The 19952-nt window shown below is 51.7% G+C and carries 17 protein-coding genes; 8 read left to right on the top strand and 9 right to left on the bottom strand.

The genetic code is table 11. From position 1 onward, the window contains the following. Positions 1-68 precede the first annotated feature (68 nt). The 5 genes from D6024_RS02320 to D6024_RS02300 all read right to left on the bottom strand — a co-directional run bounded on the left by D6024_RS02320 (position 69) and on the right by D6024_RS02300 (position 5170). Positions 69-1499, bottom strand: coding sequence for an O-antigen ligase family protein (locus tag D6024_RS02320; protein WP_121352590.1), 1431 nt, complete (start codon positions 1497-1499; stop codon positions 69-71). Next, positions 1496-2347, bottom strand: a complete 852-nt coding sequence (locus tag D6024_RS02315) for a hypothetical protein (protein ID WP_121352589.1) — start codon at positions 2345-2347, stop codon at positions 1496-1498. Before D6024_RS02315 ends, D6024_RS02320 begins: the two co-directional genes overlap by 4 nt. Positions 2348-2351: 4 nt before the next feature. Continuing rightward, positions 2352-3761 (bottom strand): lipopolysaccharide biosynthesis protein, encoded by a 1410-nt coding sequence (locus D6024_RS02310; RefSeq protein ID WP_121352588.1) that lies wholly within the window; start codon positions 3759-3761, stop codon positions 2352-2354. Between the two features lies 1 nt (position 3762). Beyond that, the gene (locus D6024_RS02305; protein ID WP_121352587.1) at positions 3763-4242 is read right to left on the bottom strand and encodes an Lrp/AsnC ligand binding domain-containing protein; all 480 of its coding nucleotides are present in this window, start codon (positions 4240-4242) and stop codon (positions 3763-3765) included. Between the two features lie 502 nt (positions 4243-4744). Then, complete coding sequence (locus tag D6024_RS02300; RefSeq protein WP_121352586.1) at positions 4745-5170, bottom strand: hypothetical protein; 426 nt, start codon at positions 5168-5170, stop codon at positions 4745-4747. A 722-nt stretch (positions 5171-5892) separates the two neighbouring features. Between D6024_RS02300 and D6024_RS02290 the strand changes: the two genes are divergently transcribed. From D6024_RS02290 to D6024_RS02280, 3 genes are all read left to right on the top strand, one after another. Then, positions 5893-6396: a DUF4382 domain-containing protein gene (locus D6024_RS02290; RefSeq protein ID WP_121352584.1), complete on the top strand. Its 504-nt coding sequence runs from the start codon at positions 5893-5895 to the stop codon at positions 6394-6396. 412 nt (positions 6397-6808) lie between these two features. After that, complete coding sequence (locus tag D6024_RS02285; protein ID WP_121352583.1) at positions 6809-7222, top strand: hypothetical protein; 414 nt, start codon at positions 6809-6811, stop codon at positions 7220-7222. Positions 7223-7324: 102 nt separating this feature from the next. Further along, complete coding sequence (locus D6024_RS02280) at positions 7325-9367, top strand: tetratricopeptide repeat-containing sensor histidine kinase (RefSeq protein WP_121352582.1); 2043 nt, start codon at positions 7325-7327, stop codon at positions 9365-9367. A gap of 18 nt (positions 9368-9385) precedes the next feature. On the opposite strand, the gene D6024_RS02275 is transcribed toward D6024_RS02280, so the two are convergent. Beyond that, positions 9386-10921 (bottom strand): FAD-dependent oxidoreductase, encoded by a 1536-nt coding sequence (locus tag D6024_RS02275; protein ID WP_121352581.1) that lies wholly within the window; start codon positions 10919-10921, stop codon positions 9386-9388. 121 nt (positions 10922-11042) lie between these two features. Between D6024_RS02275 and D6024_RS02270 the strand changes: the two genes are divergently transcribed. Beyond that, positions 11043-11438: a hypothetical protein gene (locus D6024_RS02270; protein WP_121352580.1), complete on the top strand. Its 396-nt coding sequence runs from the start codon at positions 11043-11045 to the stop codon at positions 11436-11438. A gap of 159 nt (positions 11439-11597) precedes the next feature. Here D6024_RS02270 and D6024_RS02265 read toward each other — a convergent pair whose 3' ends face one another. The 3 genes from D6024_RS02265 to tsaE form a co-directional block, all read right to left on the bottom strand. Next, positions 11598-12353 carry a Bax inhibitor-1/YccA family protein gene (locus D6024_RS02265; protein ID WP_121352579.1) on the bottom strand — a complete coding sequence of 252 codons (756 nt, stop codon included), beginning with the start codon at positions 12351-12353 and terminating at the stop codon, positions 11598-11600. Between the two features lie 67 nt (positions 12354-12420). After that, complete coding sequence (locus D6024_RS02260; RefSeq protein ID WP_121352578.1) at positions 12421-13632, bottom strand: alanine dehydrogenase; 1212 nt, start codon at positions 13630-13632, stop codon at positions 12421-12423. 32 nt (positions 13633-13664) lie between these two features. Then, positions 13665-14114 (bottom strand): tRNA (adenosine(37)-N6)-threonylcarbamoyltransferase complex ATPase subunit type 1 TsaE, encoded by a 450-nt coding sequence (gene tsaE / locus D6024_RS02255; protein WP_121352577.1) that lies wholly within the window; start codon positions 14112-14114, stop codon positions 13665-13667. A 195-nt stretch (positions 14115-14309) separates the two neighbouring features. Between tsaE and D6024_RS02250 the strand changes: the two genes are divergently transcribed. The 4 genes from D6024_RS02250 (at position 14310) to D6024_RS02240 (ending at position 19345) form a co-directional block, all read left to right on the top strand. Next, positions 14310-16430 (top strand): heavy metal translocating P-type ATPase, encoded by a 2121-nt coding sequence (locus tag D6024_RS02250; RefSeq protein ID WP_121352576.1) that lies wholly within the window; start codon positions 14310-14312, stop codon positions 16428-16430. 88 nt (positions 16431-16518) lie between these two features. Further along, the gene (locus D6024_RS02245) at positions 16519-18585 is read left to right on the top strand and encodes a RecQ family ATP-dependent DNA helicase (RefSeq protein WP_121352575.1); all 2067 of its coding nucleotides are present in this window, start codon (positions 16519-16521) and stop codon (positions 18583-18585) included. A 68-nt stretch (positions 18586-18653) separates the two neighbouring features. Beyond that, entirely contained in the window at positions 18654-18881 is a 228-nt protein-coding gene (locus D6024_RS26480) for a hypothetical protein (protein WP_162944483.1), read from the top strand. 89 nt (positions 18882-18970) lie between these two features. Next, the gene (locus D6024_RS02240; RefSeq protein WP_162944482.1) at positions 18971-19345 is read left to right on the top strand and encodes a response regulator; all 375 of its coding nucleotides are present in this window, start codon (positions 18971-18973) and stop codon (positions 19343-19345) included. The last annotated feature ends 607 nt before the right edge of the window (positions 19346-19952 follow it).

Genomic DNA, 19952 nt, shown 5'->3' with positions numbered 1-19952 from the left:
GTTTGGCGTTTGGAGTCTGGGATTTGGTGTTGTTTGATGCAGTCATTCTTTCTTCTCTTCGACTTTTATCATTCTTCAATTTTTTGCGGTTCTCTCGTTTTTGCATCGGCAATAACCAAAAACGCAAGACAGAGGTAAAACACGCTTCCCACTTTGTCTGTCTCTACCAGGTCGCTCAGAAAATTTACCGTGCATTGCATCAGCAGGATGGCAGCAATGGCAGCCACTGTTGTTTTCCAGAGGGGATCGGTGGTGCGCCGGTAAATCCTTTGCGCCTGCCATAGCAGTACGCCAATGAGCAAAACAAAAAAGAGCAGCCCGGCAAGGCCCTGTTCGATCAGCAGCAGCAGGAAATAATTGTGAACGGTCGATTGTTCGCGGTTAGTACTCACCCAGGTGCGGAAAGCCGGCACCGCATACGACTGGTAGTGCTGGTAAAACGTTGTTGGTCCAAAACCCGTGAGCCATCTTTCCCTGCCCATGCGGGCACCGGCCACCCAACGGTAAAATCGCTCGGCGGTTGAAACGTCCTTGCCTTTGTAGGTGGCGACAAGGTGTTCGCTGAAGTCCTTGTGAAAAATCGTGGTGTCGTGCTTGGGTGCGAAAAGAAGGTAGTTGTCGTTGGCCTGCAGCCAAAAAACCGCAGCAGCGACGAGCAGCCAGGCAAGCACAAAGGCTTTCAGCAGCCATCCCTTTTTCAACAGCCAGTAAGCCGGTAGGCCGACAGCCAGTGCCAGCCAGGCGCCTCTTGCATACGAAAGAAGCAGGGCAGCGAAAATGATTACCAGGGCAATTCGCCAGGCAACGCGTCGCCATTTTTTCGTCTCCAACTGATGAAAAGCAAGTCCTATCGGTACCATGAAGACCAGCAAGGCCGAATAGTTGACATGGTTCCGAAAGAACGGCGCCAGCGCATCGTTGATTTTGGCAAACGTAAATCCCAGCGCAGCATGCCTTGCCAGCGCAATGCAGGTAACAAGGAACATGGAAATGAATAAAACCCCTGCGGACCGCTGCAGGAATTTTTCCTTTTCGCGAAGCAGCAGGGGAGCGCCAACAAAGGCCAGGATGTACCAGCCTTTGGCCAGCAGGTATTTAACGGAAAGCAAAACATGGCTTGACAGGGCTACCGTAATGACCGTCCATGCGAGGCCTGCATAAAGAAGAAAAAGAGGCAGTGGAAGGCCTTGCTTGGGTTGCTCTTCGCGTCGTCGGAAAAGATGCATGACCACCACGGCAAAGGCCATCAGCAGCATGAGCGGTTCGTCGGGAAGGTCGGTGCCCAGGCTTCCCGAAACAGTGAATTCGGTCGACCAGGGAATGGAAAAAAGTAAGGCATAAAAAAGTGCCTGCGGGTATTGCACCAACAGCAGCAAAGCCACCGCGGTAAAAGGCAGAAAGCAAAGCGCCGGAAGGGTAAAATAAGCCGCAGCAAAAATGCAGGCGAGCAGGAATGCAGCCCCGGCCAGGACAAGGATTCTATGGCTTGTGGTTGTCACGTTTTTGTTTTTCGGCTTTCGACAGACACGGCCAGCAAAAATGAAAACAGCAGGGCACCGAGAAAAACAAAAAGCGCAATCTGGCCGGCTTTGGGTTTGTCTGGCCAGGGCATGGGCCGTGCGGCTTCCACGATGAGTAAAGCATTGGGTGTCGTTTTTAGGGCAAGCTCGTATTCGTCGATCAGTTGACGGTATTGTTGGAGGTGAACCATCCGCACGGGCCGTTCCTCCGGCGTTCCGTACCCGTTTTTAGCGGTGAGAGAGGCCGTGTCGCCGGGCAAGGGACCGCCAGTTGCCGTTTGTTGCAACTGCAACGCATACGCTTCCTTCAGGCCTTGCAATACCAGGCGGTTGTTTGCGGTTTGAAGTTCCTTGTGAATGTCGTTGAGGCGTTGCATCAGGGCATTGGCAAGCGCTGCCGCCATTTCCCTGTCTTTGTCCCACACGTTAATCTTCAATTCGCCAAACCCGGTGCGGTGAACGGACGTATTTTTTTTTAAGAACAGTACCGCTTTTTCGCCTGCATCGCCCTGCATGGTATCGAGCCCGTAGTGTGCAGCGAGGCCAAACGAATCGACAGCGGCGCGGTAAAGGGTATCGAGCCTGGTGGTGCCTTCTATTTTGTCCAGGTCATCGATTGTTCCCACCTCCGTGTACAGCGCTTCGATGTTGGGATTGAGAATCCTGGCCTTGTCGGCAAGAAGGGGATTGGCCGGCAGGGCGGTGGTTGAACCCAGGTAAAGTTTGGGTGCCAGCAAAGCAGCCAGCAGGGCTACAGCAGTTGCCAGGGCTGTCAGGATCATGATCATCTTCCAGCGTCGGGCAAGAACAGAAACAATGTCGGGCATGGTGTCACGAATAAAGCGGTAAAAAAAGTTTTTTAACCCGGCTGCGTTGTGTGAATAAAAGCACGGCAGCGAGGAGGGCAATGCTAGTCAAAATAATCCAGACGTTGCCGGTGAGCTTTTGACTGTAGAAAAACAGGAAATAGAGAAGCAAGGCAAGGGCTGCAAATGCAGCCATGCTGCCCGCTGCGGTTGAAACGGCAAGCCTGCGCGACGTTGTGAGCCAAAGTGTGATGCCACAGCCATACTGGCTTGCCAGTGCTGCCAGGCAACAACCCCTGGCACCATAAAGCGGGATCAGCCAAAGATTGAGCAGCACATTGAGAAGGGCAAAAAAGAAGACAACCAGGATGAATAACCTGAACTGCGCCGTTGCTGTTAGCGCGGAGCCGTAAACATGCGTCAGGTAGGATGCCGGTAACGTGGCGAGGCAAAGTTGCATGATGATGGTGCTATTGGCATCGGCCGAATGGTAGAGGGCCGCCTGCACCCAGGGCGTGAAGGCAAGAACAAACGCCACGGCGCCGGTCGCCATCAGCAAAAGCCCGTGGCGGGAAAGAAGCAGCACTTGTTGAAAGAGTCGCCTGTCGTTTTGGTGCCGTGCAAGGAATGAAACAAGAAAGGAAGCCGTGAGATAACCGATCATGTTGCCCGCATCGAGCAGGCGGAAGGCCGTTGCATAAATGCCTGCCTGCACGGCGCCATCGGGGTGTAGTCGTTCCAGTAAGAAAGCATCCAGGCGGTTGTGGGTCGACATCAGTAAAAGGATCAGGACAAAGGGTGTCGTCCACGCCACGATGGATCGGAGGGTTGTGGCCGGGCCGCTGGAAAAACTTTGCTTCCGCCAGAGAAACAACAGGAGGCAGCCAACAGCAACCGTGGAGGAAAGCGTTTGCAACTGCAGGAAAAGCAGGATGGTGATCGGCCGGAGAACGCCGTACACGGGCCCGATGCAAAGCGCAAGCAGGAGGATTTTGTCGAGCACGGAAAAAAACGCGTCGGGCTGGAAAAGCTGCCGTGCTGTTAGGAGGCTGCGCAAAAAACCAAAGAGGGATTGAAGGGCTTGAATCCCGACCAGGTAGAAAAGAATCTCCCAACGCGTAACGCCGCTGAGTGCAGCCGCTCCGGTGCAGGCAAGGGCGTAGCATAAAAGAAGCAGCAGTTTGATCCGGAGCAGTTGCCGAACGTTCAGTGCCTGCTGTGCTGCCAGCCGTTGCGCCAGCATATTGCTCAGGCCTGCATCGGCAACAAACAGCAGAACATAGGTCAGGTTGTACAGGGCAAAATAGGTTCCGTAGGATTCGTGACCAACGATGTTTTGCACCTGCCGGTCGATGAGAAAAATCCAGGCCGGCTTGATCAGCAGATTCAGAACCAGCAGCCAGGAAAGACCTTTGAAAAAATGTTTGACTCCCATTTCAGGCCGGCGTGACAGTGACTGTTCGATGGAGGCTTTCTTCCAGGGAGAGGATGGTTTCCGTGCGTTCGATGCCTTTGATCTTTTGCAGTTCGTCGTGCAGGATGTAACGCAACTGGTTGATGTCTTTGCAGACGACTTCCACAAAAATGCTGTAGTTGCCGGTGGTGTAGTTCATGCGAACGATCTCGGGAATTTTCTTGAGGTCTTTGGCCACCGTATCGTACAGCGAGCTTTTTTCGAGATAGATGCCGATAAAAGCAATGACGTCGTAACCCAGTTTTTTCAGGTCCACCTGGTATTTCATCCCGCTGATCACGCCGGCTTCCTGGAGTTTTTTGATCCGGACGTGGATGGTGCCGGCGGAAACGAACAGTTTTTTCCCGATTTCGGCATACGAGAGGCTGGCGTCGTGCATCAGTTGCTGGATGATGTTCAGGTCCAATTTGTCAAGATTCAAATCGGGGGGAGTATTTGCCATGGAAATTAAATATTTTCAAATCCATTTGCAATATATTAGATGAAATCGAAAGTTTTTTCAAAATGGTTGAAAATTGTAAAAGCGTCCTATTTTTGACTTGTCAAGTTCATTGAAACGGTGGTGATGCAAAAGCGGTGAAGAAAATTCACGACTGATTATTCGCCACTCATTAAATCTACTGTGGGGTGATGAAACCTTAGGCAGACATGCCCTCTTGTCTCGGGGGTGGGGAAAACAGGACAAACGACGTGTAGAGCCGACGTTACCATTGGTAAGGCCGACCAGGGTTGACCACTAAACTTTGCACGCTAGCTAACTGCCCCGTGGAGGTTCGAATCCTCCCCCTACAGCACTTCTCATGTGTTTATTTTGCCCGCAACCGATTGCTTTCAATGTATTGCGGGCTTTTTTTTTGCTAAAAAACGCAAAAACTCGTTGTTGCTTCCTTGGACAAGCCTCACAGGTTTTCAAAACCTGCGAGGCTTTTACCGTTTCCCGTTTTTTATTCAGGGATCATTATGCCAACCGTGTTGACATCCATACTTGTCCACTGGAAGTTTTTGCTGTCGATGGCTGCCAGTCTTATTGTTGTCGTGGTATTGTTCGACGTTTGTGTGATTACGGTCTCGTCTGCGTTCAACGTATAGGTTCCCGATTTGCTGGCTCCTGATGCGTCGATTTCGGTATAGGTTCCGTCTAAATTAAATTTCATCCGGGCCCTGGAGAGGTCCTGGCTGTTGTTTTGTTTATAGATGCTGTAAACCAACTGCGTATTGGCTTGGCTATAGTTGATGTAATACTGAAAATATTTCCAGGTTACACCGCATAACATTTCTTTCTTTGAAGGCGTGGTGTCGCTATCTTTTTTGTGGCAGGCAGCAGCTACCAAAACCAATAAAACAACACTAAAAAAAATCTTTGCTTTCATGTTCTTCTGTTTAAAAGTTAACTAGAGTCGTATCGATTAGCGGTATCAATTTAAGGAGGTATTACAGATAAAGGAAATAATATTGTCGACCGTGTCGTAACCAGCGGCTTTGCCGAAGTGGTGAGAAAAAAGGTTTGAATGGTAAGAGTCTGTTTCCGTCAATGCAAAATCCTGAGATGGAGCCAACGCCACTTTTCCAAAAAGGAAACCGGGGAATAACAGACAGGCGATTTCTAAAAGCATACAGGTCATTGACGATGCGAAAATACAAGTGCTTCGATTGAAGCAGGTTTGTTTCTTGCTTTCCAAAAACTTTGCCACAAGCTGCGCCATCTCCTTGCGGACCTCCTGCAAAAAGGTCCTGTTCCAAACTGCTGAATTCCCATCTGGTACTTTCACCCTGGCTTCCGGAAGAACGGTCGATTGCTTTCAGGCGTAAACGTTTTTTTCCCGGCGATCAATTTGAAGTGTTCCGTGCGCTGATTTATTACCGTGTGCGCAATGGCAAAACGGTATCTCCGCTGGTTGTAAACTGCGGGCACCGTCTCTATCTTCAATTGGAAGCGCCGGAGGCCGGCTATTGCGAAATGAGTTTCTGCTTTCCGCAAAAGGGTTGCAGCAACAGGCTGGTTTTCGCCGGTAACCTTTAGGTTTCACTACCGGTTTCCCTCTATTTCATTCCTGGTGTTTCCGCCGTATTTTAGCGGCAAATTTGAACTCTTATGAAAACAAGATTTTTCGCTGCGGCTCTTTTGCTCTTCACCTGCCTGGCCTATGTTGCCTGTAAGAAAGACGCGTCTGTTCCCATTCAGCTTTTGCTGACCGATCAGCCGGCGGCTTACCAGGAAGTCAACGTCAACATTATCGGGATGCGGGTAAAAACCAGCAAAGACACCAGCGGCTGGATTGATATTCCTGTGAACGCCGGTGTGTACAACCTGCTCACCTTGCAAAACGGTACAACGAAGGAGTTGGCAAAAGGCGACGTGCCCGATGCGGTTTTGAAAGAAGTGCGGTTTATCCTGGGCAATAACAACACGATAAAAGTGAACGGAACCACCTATCCACTGGAGGCACCCAGTGCCGAAGACTCCGGCCTGAAGGTGAAAATCGACAAGGACCTCCAGGAAACACTCAACACCTTTACGCTGGATTTCGACGCCTCTCTTTCAGTCAAAGAAGAAAACGGGGGGTACAAGCTGCGGCCCGTGATCAAATTGAAATAAGACAAACCTTTTTTAGCAAAGCCCTTGTTCCCGCAAGGGCTTTTTATTTTATACAACCTGAAAGTGATCCATGAAGATTGCGGCAAACCTGGCGGCTGGCTTAAAAAGAAAACCCCGCTCTTGCGAGCAGGGCCTTTCAAAAGAAGTTAGGACGGTTTGGTTTTTCGGAATTGGATATATATTGGTTTTTCTCAGGATTTTGTATCGTTGCTTTCGCATTGATTACGGATATAAAATTAGCCGGGAAGGGCGATCGTTTACAAGCAAATAGGTGAACCGAAAGGATTGCCGGGTCAACGGTGGAAAATGGCCGGTGTGGAAGACGCAAAACGGCTGCTGTAGCCCCGCAAAACAGGAAGATTTAATTCCCGGCATTTTTAAAAAAAGAGTAGATTTAGTAAAATTTACTCATATGAGAAAGCGTTTCTTCACCCTTTGGTTTGCTATGGCTGTTTTTTCAATTGCCAACCGATCCTATGCAGAGACACTTCCCTTTGCGCCGCACCTGCTGAAGAGTGATTGGGCGGCGATCCATGTGCCACCGCCGGTGGAGCAGGCCTTCCAGGCAATGTTGCTGGAAGTATCACAGGATTACCATTTTCATTTGTCGGACATTACGCAACTAACCACTACCTGGACCAGGGATAAAAACGTTTACACGGTGACGGCCCGGTTTGGGCTCTCGAGTTGTGATGATACAAACCCGTTCAACATGTTGACGGCTAAATTCAAAGCAAACGGCGAAGTCGTGCTTATACCGTCATTAAAAGGCGAGCCGGTTAGATATGTGTTCGATGCAGTGGCCTGCATTCGTGCGCCGTTTTAGGAATGAGTTTCCCTGCTTTTACCCTTGCAACCAAAACCATCAAGACAGAAACGCCGGCTTGCTTCCCGTTCCGGCCGCCGTTGCCTGTTTCATTTACCTGTCATGTGCGAAATCCCTTTGATAAAAAACATTCTTTTCCGGATTACCGGCTATTTGTTCCTGCTGACGATTCTGCCCTTGCAGGCGTTTTGCCAAACCGAAGACCTGCCAGTGTTAAAAGCCAAGGTGCGGAAAGCAACAGGCGAAATGGAGCGGTTTGAAGCCAGCCGGCAACTGGCGAATTATTACCGTGCCAGCGGCGACATCGAAGCCTATGGTGCCGTGTCGCAGGAACTGCTGGGAATTGCCCAGACCCTCAACAACGACTCGCTGCTGGTGATCTCTTACGGCAACCTCGGAAATTATTTTGCCAACAAAAGCGATTTTCATTCTTCCCTGGCGTACTACCTGAAAGCGCTGCGGATGGCCGAAAAAAGCAGGGATGCCGAAAAGCTGTGCAAGCTTTACAACAACATAGCCGACCAGTACCGCAGTTTGAAAGATCATCAACAGGCCATTGTCTACCTCCGCAAGGCACAGGCCCTGCTGTCGCAGGCGTCGGTGGTAACGCCGACCATGCCGCAATATGTGTACATCAACTTTTGCGAAAGCTTTTTGGGATTGGGAAATTCCGACTCGGCACTGAAATACATTCAACTTGCAGATACCGAGTTGCAGAAAAACAAAAACGACCAAGCCTACATCAATGCCCTGTACGATTTCGGGCAGGTGTACGACCGGCTCGACAGCCTGCGGCTGGCAGAACAGTATTTCAAACGCAGCATCGCCCTGGCCGACTCTATTCAGGACCTGTACAATTTTGCCGATGCCACCCGCTATTACAGCCTTTTTCTGCTGGAGCACAAACGCTACGACGACGTGCAGCGCTATGCGCAACTAAGCCTTTCGGCGGCGCAGAGCAGCGGCAATAACCTGGGTATTGTCAATGCTGCTGCTTTGTTGTACGACACCTATGTAGAACTCAACCAGACAGACAGTGCATTTTACTATCTGGCGCTCAAGGACCGGTACCGCGATACGGTTTTCAACGAAGAACAACTGTCGCGGGTACAGCAGATCACGTTCAGTGAACGCATCCGTACGCAGGAAGTGGAAGCCGAACGGGTGCGCTACCAGAACAAGATCCGGTTTTATTCCCTATTGGCTGCCATCCTCGTGCTGATGATTGTTGGTCTTTTGTTATGGCGCAACATCCGCTACAAGCAAAAGTCTTTCCGGCTGCTGGAGCAGCAGAAAGAAAAAACCGATATCCAAAAAGCGCGGGTGGAAAAGGCCTATGCCGAATTAAAAGACACACAAGCGCAGTTGATCCAGCGGGAGAAGATGGCATCTCTGGGCGAACTCACGGCCGGCATCGCCCACGAAATTCAAAACCCGCTGAACTTTATCAACAACTTCTCCGACATCGGTTCCGAACTGGTCGATGAAGCCGAACAGGAACTCGACAAAGGCAAAAAGGAAAATGCGATCAGCCTTTTGCACAACCTGCGGCAAAACCTCGAGAAAATTCATCACCACGGTAAAAGAGCCGACTCCATCATTAAAAACATGCTCCAGCATTCCCGCTCGGCAAAAAGCGAAATGCAGCCTGTCGACATCAACGCCCTGATTGAAGAATACCTGCGGCTGTCGTTTCACGGCATGCGGGCCAAGGACAACAATTTCAACGCCGTGCTGGAAACGCATTTCGATAAGAATGTGGAACGCGTTGTGGCCAACCAGCAGGACCTGGGAAGGGTTTTACTGAACCTTTTTACCAATGCCTTCCACTCCGTGAACGAAAAAAAGAAGAGTGCCGGTGCCGACTATCATCCCACGGTTTCGGTTTGCACCAACTACATTCCCCCGTCAACGGCTGGAAAAGGGATGGTTGAGATTCACGTCAAAGACAACGGCATAGGCATTTCGCAAACCAATTTGGAAAAAATTTACCAGCCTTTCTTTACCACCAAGTCGCCCGGGCAGGGCACAGGCCTTGGGCTTTCGTTGAGTTATGACATTATTACAAAAGGTCACAACGGTGATTTGAGAGTGGACACACGGGAAGGCGAGTATGCGGATTTTGTCATCCAATTACCTTTCTGATTTCCCGGCCACCGGCGTTTATTTTTTCGCCAGGTCTTCGAGCTCAATTCGCTGCAGGTTTTTCCGCGCAGGACCGGTGAGGACGTTTCCATCCAGGTCGTATCGTGCGCCATGGCAGGGACAATCCCAGCTTTTTTCCGCGCCGTTCCAGTCCACCACGCATTTGGCATGCGTGCACACCGGGTTGAGTGCATAGATCTTTCCCGATTCGTCTTTGTACACGGCAATGCGTTCGCCTTCATAGCTCACCAGGCGGCCTTCTCCCGGCGCAATCTCGGCAAAGCCGCTGATCTTTTCCGCACTGATTCGCTTGGCGACAAACTGCGTCACCACGTCTGCGTTTTCTTTGACAAAGGCTTCAAAGCCCGCTACCGGTTTCATCCGCTCCGGTCTGAACAGGTCAGCATATTCGCTTTCGCCTTTTGTGAGCAGGTCGGTCAGCGTGATGGCGGCGATATGGCTGTAGGTGATGCCGTTGCCGCCATAGCCCGTGGCCACGTAAACGTTATCCGGGTTGCCGGGCAGGTGACCAATGTAAGCCAGGCCATCGGCGGGTTCGAAATATTGCGATGACCACCGATGCGTGACGGCCGCCACGTCAAAAAGTTGTCGTACGTGGGCAACCAGTTTGTTAAAGCAGGCTTCGGTGTTCGCTTCGTGTGCGGTCTTGTGGTCTTCGCCACCGACGATCAGGTAATTGGTACCATCAATGTTTTGTGTGCGGTAATAATGGTAGGGATCAAACATGTCGTAAGCCAGTGCGTTGGGATAAACACCCTCGTTGAGGGTTACGGCGATGGCATAACTGCGGTACGGCGCATTTCGAAAGTGCAATAGGTTGATGCCGGGCGGAATGTGCGTGGCATACACCAGCGCCTTCGCCATAAGCACACCCTGCCCGGTTTTTACATGCAGCAGGTCGCCTTTTTTGTCAACGCTTTCCACCGGACAGTTTTCAAAGATGGTTCCGCCCAGTGCTTCAAAGGCCTTGCCCAGCGCCTGTACATAACGGGTGGGGTGAACCTGCGCCTGCCGGCGGTACACGATGGCTTTGAGAAAGGGCACGGGCACCGGTATGCGATCAACGTATTCAACGGCCACGCCGGCTTCCCTGGAAGATGTGTAAATCTTGTCCAGTTCTGCCACCTGCTTTTCCTCTACCGCATACAGGTAGGCGTCTTTTTCTTCAAAGCCGCAGTCGATACGGTAGTCCTCCACGTGTTGTTGAAACAAATCTCTTGACCTGTTTGTTGCCCCTGCAATCAATCGAGCAGCATCTGCACCAAAGCCGCTCCTGATCATATCATAGCTCGTATCGAGAAAGGTGTTGATGTGCGCCGTAGTGCCGCCGGTGGTGCCAAAGCAAAGATTTTGCGCTTCCGCAACCAGGCACTGCTTCCCTGCTTTTTGCAGGAGCAATGCAGTGGTCACACCGGTGATCCCCCCGCCAACAATCAATACATCGAAGACGGCGTCGCCGGTATTGGCACCGGCAAAGGTTGCGTCCTGAGCTGTTTCCTGCCACAAACTGATCGTAGCGCCGTCTCTTTTCATAGCAATGCTTTTGCTGTTTTGCAGAAAAAATAGTGCCCGTGAAAAGCCACAAGTTGGGAAATGGCACAGCGTATGCACTTACAAAAGATGTAGACGAATTATGTAACGAAAAATGTGTGACATGAAAAAGGTGATCCTGGGATTGGTGCTCTTTCTATCGATGAATGTCGTGGCAAATGCGCAAAAGAAGTACAGCTTTGAAAACCTGAAAGGAAGTTGGCGTAACAGCAGCGGGGCAGGATTGGATATAGTGGACAGCGGCACGATTTACATTGTTTATGGCTCGCAGAAAAAACTGGTAACCCGCAGCAAAGCCGATTTCAGCAAATCTCCCGTTTGGCTTGACCTGGCGGTAAAAGACTCCTCGCACGTGGTGACCCTGAAAAGCCTCCTGCTCTTTGTTAACGAAGACCTACTTCAATGGCAGGTGTTTGACAGCGAAACCCGCCCGGCATATTTCAGCACGGACAAAGGTGATATGCTGTTCCTGAAACGGGTGTCGGAGATGACCAATTAGCCGTAGAGGATAAAATAGTTTCCCTTGCAGGGAAGCGTTACGGAACCCTGAAGTGAGTGACACAACAGAAGCCCACGGTGGATTCTGTTGCCGGAAATAAAAAAAGCCTCTGCCGGAAAAACCGGTTGAGGCTTTTTCTGTGCCTTGCAAAAGCAGCGGTTATTTTCGCGAAGCCAGTTTCGACAGCAGCTTCAGAATTTCGAGATAGAGCCAAACGATAGTCACCAGCAAGCCAAAGGCGCAATACCACTCGAAGTATTTGGGTGCGCCGTGTGCGGCTCCCTGCTCAATCAGGTCAAAATCGAGGATCAGGTTCAGGGCTGCCACAACAACTACAAAAACAGAGATGCCGATGCCGACGAGGCCGTTCGAGTGCAGGTAAGGCATTTGTGCGCCAAACAGGTTCATCACCAAGGCAACGAGGTAGAACAGGGCAATGCCGATGGTGGCGCCGATCACCACTTTCTTAAACGTTTCCGTTGCCTGAACAATGCGGAAATAGTAAAGTGCAAACATGCCGATGGCCACGCCGAATGTCAGCATCACAGCCTGCATAACGATACCGGGATATTTGTCGGCGAAGGCCGCTTCAAACACCGCTGAAATGGCGCCGAGGAACAAGCCTTGCAACAGGGCATAGCCCAGGGCAAGGTAGGGTGCCCACGATTTTTTGAAAATAATCACAAGGGCTACCACGAAACCGGCGATGGAAGCTCCCATTGCCCAGGGTAATACATTAACGCCCTGGTAAAAAGCGCTCCAGGTAAAAGAGGCAGCACCGAGAAGCATCACGAGCATAAGGCCAAACTTTTTGATGGCGCCGTTCGCGGTCATCAGTTCCTGGCCGGATTCATAAGTAATCTTGCTGATTGTTTTTTCGTTGAAGGCTGGATTGCCTGCTTTAAAAAGTCCCATAGTCAATACGTATTTAGATTTAAGCGGGATAAATGTATCGTGAAAACCGGGTAAAAGAAAACACAAATCAGCGCTGGCTGGCGATGAGCAGGTTCAGGTCCGTGTATTTCAGGTTGAAGCGTTCGCTCAGGTAGAAGTTTGTCAGCGCACCTTTAAACATGTAAATGCCGCTGCGCAGGTGCACCCGGTGCCATACCATTTGCTCAAAGCCGCCATCGTCGCCAGCCTCCAGGAGGAGTGGCATCAGCACGTTGCTGATGGCCTGTGAAGCGGTGCGGGCAAAGCCCGATGGGATATTGGGAACACAGTAATGGATCACGCCATACTTTGTATAAATGGGAGACTGGTGCGTGGTGATCTCGGAGGTTTCGAAACAGCCGCCGCGGTCGATGCTGACATCAATGACCACGCTGCCATGACGCATGCTGCTCACCATTTCTTCCGTCACAACGATCGGTGTGCGGCCGCTTTCGTTGCTCAATGCACCAACGGCCACTTCGCATGTTTTTAGCTGCTTGGCCAGCAGGCGTGGCTCGATGACCGAGGTCCACAGGCGGTGGCCGATATTGTCCTGCAACCGTTTCAGCCGGTAAACACTGTTGTCGAAAACCTTGACCGATGCGCCCAGTGCCAGTGCCGCCCTTGCAGCGTTTTCTCCCACAATGCCGGCGCCGATAATGATCACTTTGGTAGGGGCGATGCCCGAGATGCCACCCAGCAAAACGCCTTTTCCGTGGTTGGCCGAGCCGAGGTACTGTGCCGCGATCAGCATCACTGCGCTGCCGGCAATTTCGCTCATGCTGCGCACAATGGGATAGGAGCCGCTGTCGTCTTTGAGGTTTTCGAACGAGATGGCCGTGACCCGTTTCTCCATCATCTTTTGCAGCAGTTCCGCTTTCAGGATGCTTAGGTGAATGGGTGAAATGATCAGCTGGTTGTATTGCAACAGCGGCAGGTCTTCATCGATAATCGGAGCGCTTTTTACCAGGATTGGCGCTTTGAAAACGTCTTCGCGGTTGTAAACAATTTTGGCCCCGGCCTCACTGTAATCCCTGTCTGCAAAATGGGCTCCCTCGCCGGCATTGTGTTCGATGGTGACTTCGTGGCCGTTACTTACCAGAACGCCGACGGCGTCGGGTGTGAGGGCAACCCGGTTTTCCTGAAAGGCAATCTCTTTGGGAATGCCGATGTGCAGCTGGGCACCTTTGGGCTTAATGTCGAGTGTTTCCTCTAAGGTTTCGTAGTTGAACGATGTGCTGATTAACGGCTTTGACGTCATAAGAAGTTGGTCTATCCAATTGGAGGCTCAAATTACAATTGTTCCGTCATACTGCCACCGGGCCGTTCGATTTTTACCCTGCGGTGCGTGGAGTCGATGGGTTCGATGAAGACGTTGGCCACGTTGTTGTCAAACAGGCCTGGTGCTTTCTGCGGCCACTCGATCATGCAGATCGCGCCGCTGTACACGCAGTCTTCCACGCCGGCCTGGATAATTTCTTCTTCGTCTTTGAGTCGGTAAAGGTCGATGTGGTAAATGAGTTTCTCTTCGCCGTTCTCCCGGTACGCATACTGGTTGATGATGGAAAATGTTGGCGAGCCCATTCGCTCTTTCACGCCTTTTGCTGCGCAAAGTGCTTCGATGAGCGTGGTTTTGCCGGCACCCATCTCGCCGTAAAAAAGAAAGACGTTCGTGTCCTTTACCGCCTGCCAGAACCGGTGGGCAAACGAAGGCAATTCATCCAGGGAAAATGCAACAGTCATGCACAAATTTAACGCCTGTTTGCAACGGCGTTGAAAAGATAATCCGGCCTGCCAAAGCCTGCCGGAAAGCCCTTGGGTAATTTTGCAAAACAAGTTTACACGTTTACGAGTTAGGTTTGATAAAACCGGGGACTTGCTTCATCAAACACCAACCTGTGAACTCGCGAACTCTCCAACTTGTGAACTCTTAAGAGCATGGAAAAAGTACAATGGAAAGTCGATGGTATGCATTGCGCCAACTGCGCATTGTCCATCAATAAATATTTGCAGAAAGGCGGCGCTTCCAACGTTTCCGTCAACGCCATCGATGGCAATGTTTCATTTGATGTAGTGGAAGCGCAAAAATCGCAGGAGCTGGCCAAAGGCGTGGCAGCAATGGGCTACAAAGTGGAAGCGGAAGGCGTGGCAAAAGCAGCGGAGCGAAAGCCCTTCCTGAAAAATCACCTGCAGCGTTTTTTGTTTTGTCTGCCCTTTACACTGGTACTGTTGCTGCACATGTTACCGGGTGTGCACATTCATTTTCTCATGAACCCCTGGGTGCAGGCTGCCTTAACGCTTCCGGTATTTATCGTGGGAATGTCCTTTTTCGGCCGCTCGGCTATCAAGAGCCTGCGCAATGGGATTCCCAACATGAATGTGCTGATCACCACCGGTGCGCTGGCGGCCTTTGTGTATAGCCTTACCGGTGCCATCCTCGGGTTGGGTGACAATTATCTTTTTTTCGAAACGGCCGCCACCATTATCACGCTGGTTTTTCTGGGCGAATACCTGGAACATGCGTCCGTTCAATCGACCCAGCGGTCGCTTTCGGCACTGGTGAAATCGCAAAAGGTGATGGCCAACATGATCGCCTTCGACGACCAGCACCAGGAGCATATTTTCCCCATCGAAAACACGCAGTTGAAAGTCGGCGACCTGGTACAGATCAATACGGGTGAGCAAGTGCCGGCCGACTGTAAAATCCTGTGGGGCGACGCACAGTTGAACGAGTCGCTGCTGACCGGCGAAAGCCTGCCGGTGTCCAAAACAAAAAAAGATTTCCTCATCGGCGGCAGTATAGTGGAAGAAGGCGCGGTGAAAGCCCAGGTTACAGCGGTAGGCGGTGACACGGTTCTTTCGGGCATCATCAACCTGGTAAAAAAAGCCCAGGGCGAAAAGCCACCCATGCAGCAGATGGCCGACCGCATCAGCGCCATTTTTGTTCCGACGGTGATCGGCATTGCGCTGGTGACCCTGGTGGTGAACTGGCTCGTGCTGAAAGAATTTACGCCGGCCTTGCTGCGCAGCATTGCCGTGCTGGTGATTTCCTGTCCCTGTGCAATGGGCCTGGCCACACCGGCTGCGATCGCTGTGGGTTTGGGCCGTGCAGCCCGTAACGGCATCCTGTTTCGCAACGCGAAAAGCCTCGAACTGTTCAAAGACATCACGCAGGCCGTGTTTGACAAAACCGGAACGCTGACCACGGGGAAATTTGCAATCCACAACTGGCAATTGGCAACGGATGATGTTTCGCAAGAGGAGTTCAAACGCATTGTGTATTCACTGGAAAAATATTCGGCGCACCCGCTGGCCAAAAGCATTGCGGCTGCGTGGAAAACGAGAGAAGAGATCCGCTGGAAAACAATTGAAGAAACAAAGGGTCTTGGCCTGACCGCAACCGATATGCAGGGCAATGCGTACGCGATCGGCTCTTCCAGGATCGCCGGCGACGTAACCGGTGAGAAAAATCACAACGTCTACGTTCTTCGCAACGGCGCTTTGCTTGGCTGGATAGACCTTGGCGATGAAATCAGGCCCGAGGCCAAAGCCGTGGTGCAGTACCTCCAGGGCAGGGGGATTAAAACCATTTTACTGAGTGGCGACCTGTATGCCAACTGCCGTCAACTGGCCGACTCGTTGGGCATCAGCGACGTGATTGCCGAACAAACACCTGAACAAAAACTGCAGAAGGTGGCCGAACTTTCGGCGGCAACGCCAACCGTAATGATTGGCGACGGCATCAACGATGCGCCGGCGCTGGCCAAAGCCACAATCGGCATTTCCATGAGCGAGGCCTCGCAGATGGCTATGCAAAGCGCACACGTGGTATTGATGGGAAATGATTTGCAAAAACTCCCCATGGCGTTGGGCTTGGGCCGGCATACCTATCTTACCATCAAGCAAAATCTTTTCTGGGCCTTTGCCTATAACATCGTGGCTATTCCCATTGCGGCGCTGGGCTTTCTTAGTCCCACCTTTGCCGCGCTGGCCATGGGCGTCAGCGACGTGGTGCTGGGCATTAATTCCGTGCGGTTGTTCCAAAAGAAGGTGGTTTGATGACGTGAAACGACAAAGGTCAAATGTGAAACAGGAGAAGCTTTCTGCTGTGCCTAAATCCCTCTACTTTTGACCAGTCATCTGCGCGATGAATTTTCACGTCTCGCGTTTGACGTTTTGCATTTTGCTTATCCACGACATTTTATCCCGTTACTGGGGCTATGAGGCCTTTCGTCCGCAACAGGAGGAGATTATCCAGTCCATTCTTGACGGAAAGGATACCTTGGCCCTGCTGCCCACCGGTGGCGGCAAGTCCATCTGCTACCAGGTGCCGGCCCTGGCGCAGGAAGGAATCTGCCTGGTAGTGTCGCCGCTCATTGCCCTGATGAAGGACCAGGTGGAGAACCTCAAAAGCCGCGGCATCGGCGCTCTGGTTATTTATTCCGGCATGCAGCGGAAAGATGTGATCCGCACACTGGAAAATGCCCGGCAGTCGTATTTCAAGTTTCTCTATGTTTCGCCGGAGCGCCTGGAGACGTCGCTCTTTAAAGAATACCTGCCCGCGCTGGATGTCAACCTGATAGCCGTTGACGAAGCACACTGTATTTCGCAATGGGGATACGACTTCCGGCCTTCGTATTTAAAGATTGCGGCGCTGCGGGAAGAGCTGCCCGGCGTGCCGGTGCTGGCTGTAACGGCTTCGGCAACGGCAAGGGTGCAGGAAGACATCTGCGAAAAATTAGCGGCCCCCCTGCCTCCTAAGAGAGGATTTTCCACCGCACGAACCTCGCCTATCAAACAGTCTGCAGAAAACACGGTATCGTCGAAAAGCGGGCCTTTGTGCACTAGCCAATCCCCCCTTGAGGGGCGGGGGGGCTTTACGATTTTCCGGCAGTCGTTTAAGCGGGAAAATTTATCCTACTCTGTTTTTCGCGAAGACGCCAAGCCTGCAAAGCTGGTCGATATTCTGAAAAAGGTAGGCGGTAGTGCCATCGTGTATTGCAAAAGCCGCAAGCGCACAACCGAGATGGCGGCCCTGCTGCAGATGCACGGCCTGTCGGCAGATTTTTACCATGCGGGCCTGCCACAGGACCAGCGCAACAGGCGCCAGCAGGACTGGATCGACAACAAAACCCGCATCATCGTTTGCACCAATGCTTTTGGCATGGGCATCGACAAGCCCGACGTGCGGTTGGTGGTGCATGTGGATGCCCCCGACTGCCTCGAAAACTACTACCAGGAAGCAGGGCGTTGCGGCCGCGACGGGAAAAAAGCCTATGCCGTGCTGCTCTACCACGAAAAGGATGTGGAGGAACTGGAAAATCTCCATATTACCCGGTTTCCGACCTTCGAGGTAATCCAGGCGGTTTATGAAGCGCTGGGAAACTACCTCCAAATCCACGTGCACACGGGGCAGGACAGGAGCTATGACTTTCGTTTTGATGAATTTGTGCGCAACTTCAAACTGAATGTTCACCAGGCCCTCTATGCCCTGCAGGCGCTGGAAAGCGATGGCTGGATCAGCTACAACGAAAAGAATTTCATTCCATCGACCCTTGGCTTTACCACCACGAAAGAACAGTTGTACGAATTTTACCGGAACCACCCGGAGCACGAAGAGCTGTTGGTCCTGCTGCTTCGCACCTACGAAGGCATTTATGATTTCCCGGTGTTTATTTCCGAAGCCGTTGTAGCACGCCTGCTGCGGGAAGACGAAGCCAGGGTCAAAGAACAGCTTCGCCGCATTACGGCCTTTGGTATCATCAGCTATACGCCGCAAAACGATTCGCCGCAGATCATCCTCCGCAAAAACCGTGTAGCCACCCGGGACCTGAAGATCAACCTGGCGCAATACAACCGGCGCAAAGAGCAATTTATTGAGCGGGTAAAAACAATGGTGGACTACCTGAAGACCGGTTCCTGCCGTAGCCGTTTCATCAGCACCTATTTTGGCGACGGGGCGGCAGCCGACTGTGGCATTTGCGACAACTGCCTCTCCCGGCGCCGGGCCGGCATGACAACCGATGAATTTACAACGATCGCCTCCGCGATCAAAAATCACCTGGCTCAAAAAGCGCTGACGGCCGATGAACTGGTGGCGCAGCTTCCCGCCAACTGGAAGGAAAAAGCCTGGCAGGTGCTCCAGTTTCTCCAGGCGGAAAAGCAGGTTGCCGTTAACAGCCGGGGTTTGCTGCAAAACAAACCGGCCGTTTAAGCATATTCTGCTATTGGTAGGCTCGGCCCGAGCCGGGAACTTTGCTTTCGGATTGGAAATGCAGCTTTATGGATTTTTTTTGCGTGTTTTCGGCGAACGGTTCCCTGGCATCGTACCGCGTACAAAGGGAAGGCGAGGGTGTGTACAAAGCTGTTTTGCGCAGCGACAATGGTCAACGGGATGACCTGCCGGCCGAAATATGGCTGCAAAAAGAGCCTGGTGGATGGCAGGCTTCACCGCCGCACGACGAAATTACTTCCAGCCTGGTACACGCCCTGGAGGCAAACGGGGCCTGACTGGACCGGCACGGCTGCGCTGCAGCAGATCTTTGCCGCGTTTTGAAAGTTTGGAAAGGTTTTTGGAAGAAAGGGCGAAAAGCCGTTTTGTGCGTGAACGAAAGATTCTTCTGCTGGACGATAACAAAGACCTTCTCCTGATCGTACAGATCATCCTCAAAGGACAAGGTTATGAAGTGGTGCAGGCCTGCTGCATCGGCGAGGCTGTGCAGAAGATTAAAATTCATCAACCCTCGCTGATCATGATGGATGTTTTTATTAAGGAAGAAGATGGGCGGGAGTTGTGCAGCCAGTTGAAAGCCGATCCGGCGACCAAAGGCATTAAAATCATTTTGATGTCGGGCATCGAAGACGGGAGCAACAACCTGCAGGCGATCGGCGCCGACGATTTCATTCCCAAACCATTTGACTACGACGATTTGCTGGAACGGGTGAACCGCCAGATGGCCGGCGTGGAAGCCTGATAGGGACAAGCCAAACTCTTTTCAATGTTGTATCGTCGTTTGTGCAGAAGGCTGCCCTTTCGCGATGCTTTTTAATCCAGCGACTGCGAACAGGCCAGCCCTCGTGTGCTCGCGATTTGGATTGAATTTGGCAGCCGTCATTTTTCCTTGGCTCAGGCGCTCCATCCAACTTCTTATGAGCGCATACTTTCTCTACGATGCCCAAAATGAACCGGACCTGTTTTCCCTCGACGTCCTGAAAAACAGAAGCTGAAACGAAACAAAAGCGGCCAAGTTGAAGTAGCGCAATCCGTCACGGCTTCCAACAGCAATTACGGCATTGGCGTTCTGGGTGGAATCAAAGGATTGGAAGGGATCAACAACTCCAACTACATGGTGGACGAAGCCGCGGCAAAAGTGACGTACATCAAAGTCAACGGCGAAGTGTAGAAGTCCGTTTTATTTCACCTGCGGTGTGCGTCCGCACGACAGCAAATGATTCCCGTAACAGACGGAGAGATGGGGAAAAGTAAAGATCGCATTGAGCAAAGTTGTAAGCCGGAAAATGAAACTACCAGGACGGGCAAAAAAGAACGGATTACGCAGGTCCGGATCTTGCCAAAAAAGA

It is taken from the genome of Flavisolibacter nicotianae (genome assembly GCF_003628535.1).
In the GTDB taxonomy this organism is placed as follows: Bacteria; Bacteroidota; Bacteroidia; order Chitinophagales; family Chitinophagaceae; genus Flavisolibacter; species Flavisolibacter nicotianae.
Note: the sequence above shows the minus strand (reverse complement) of the source record. Positions and strands in the feature narration are given on the sequence as shown.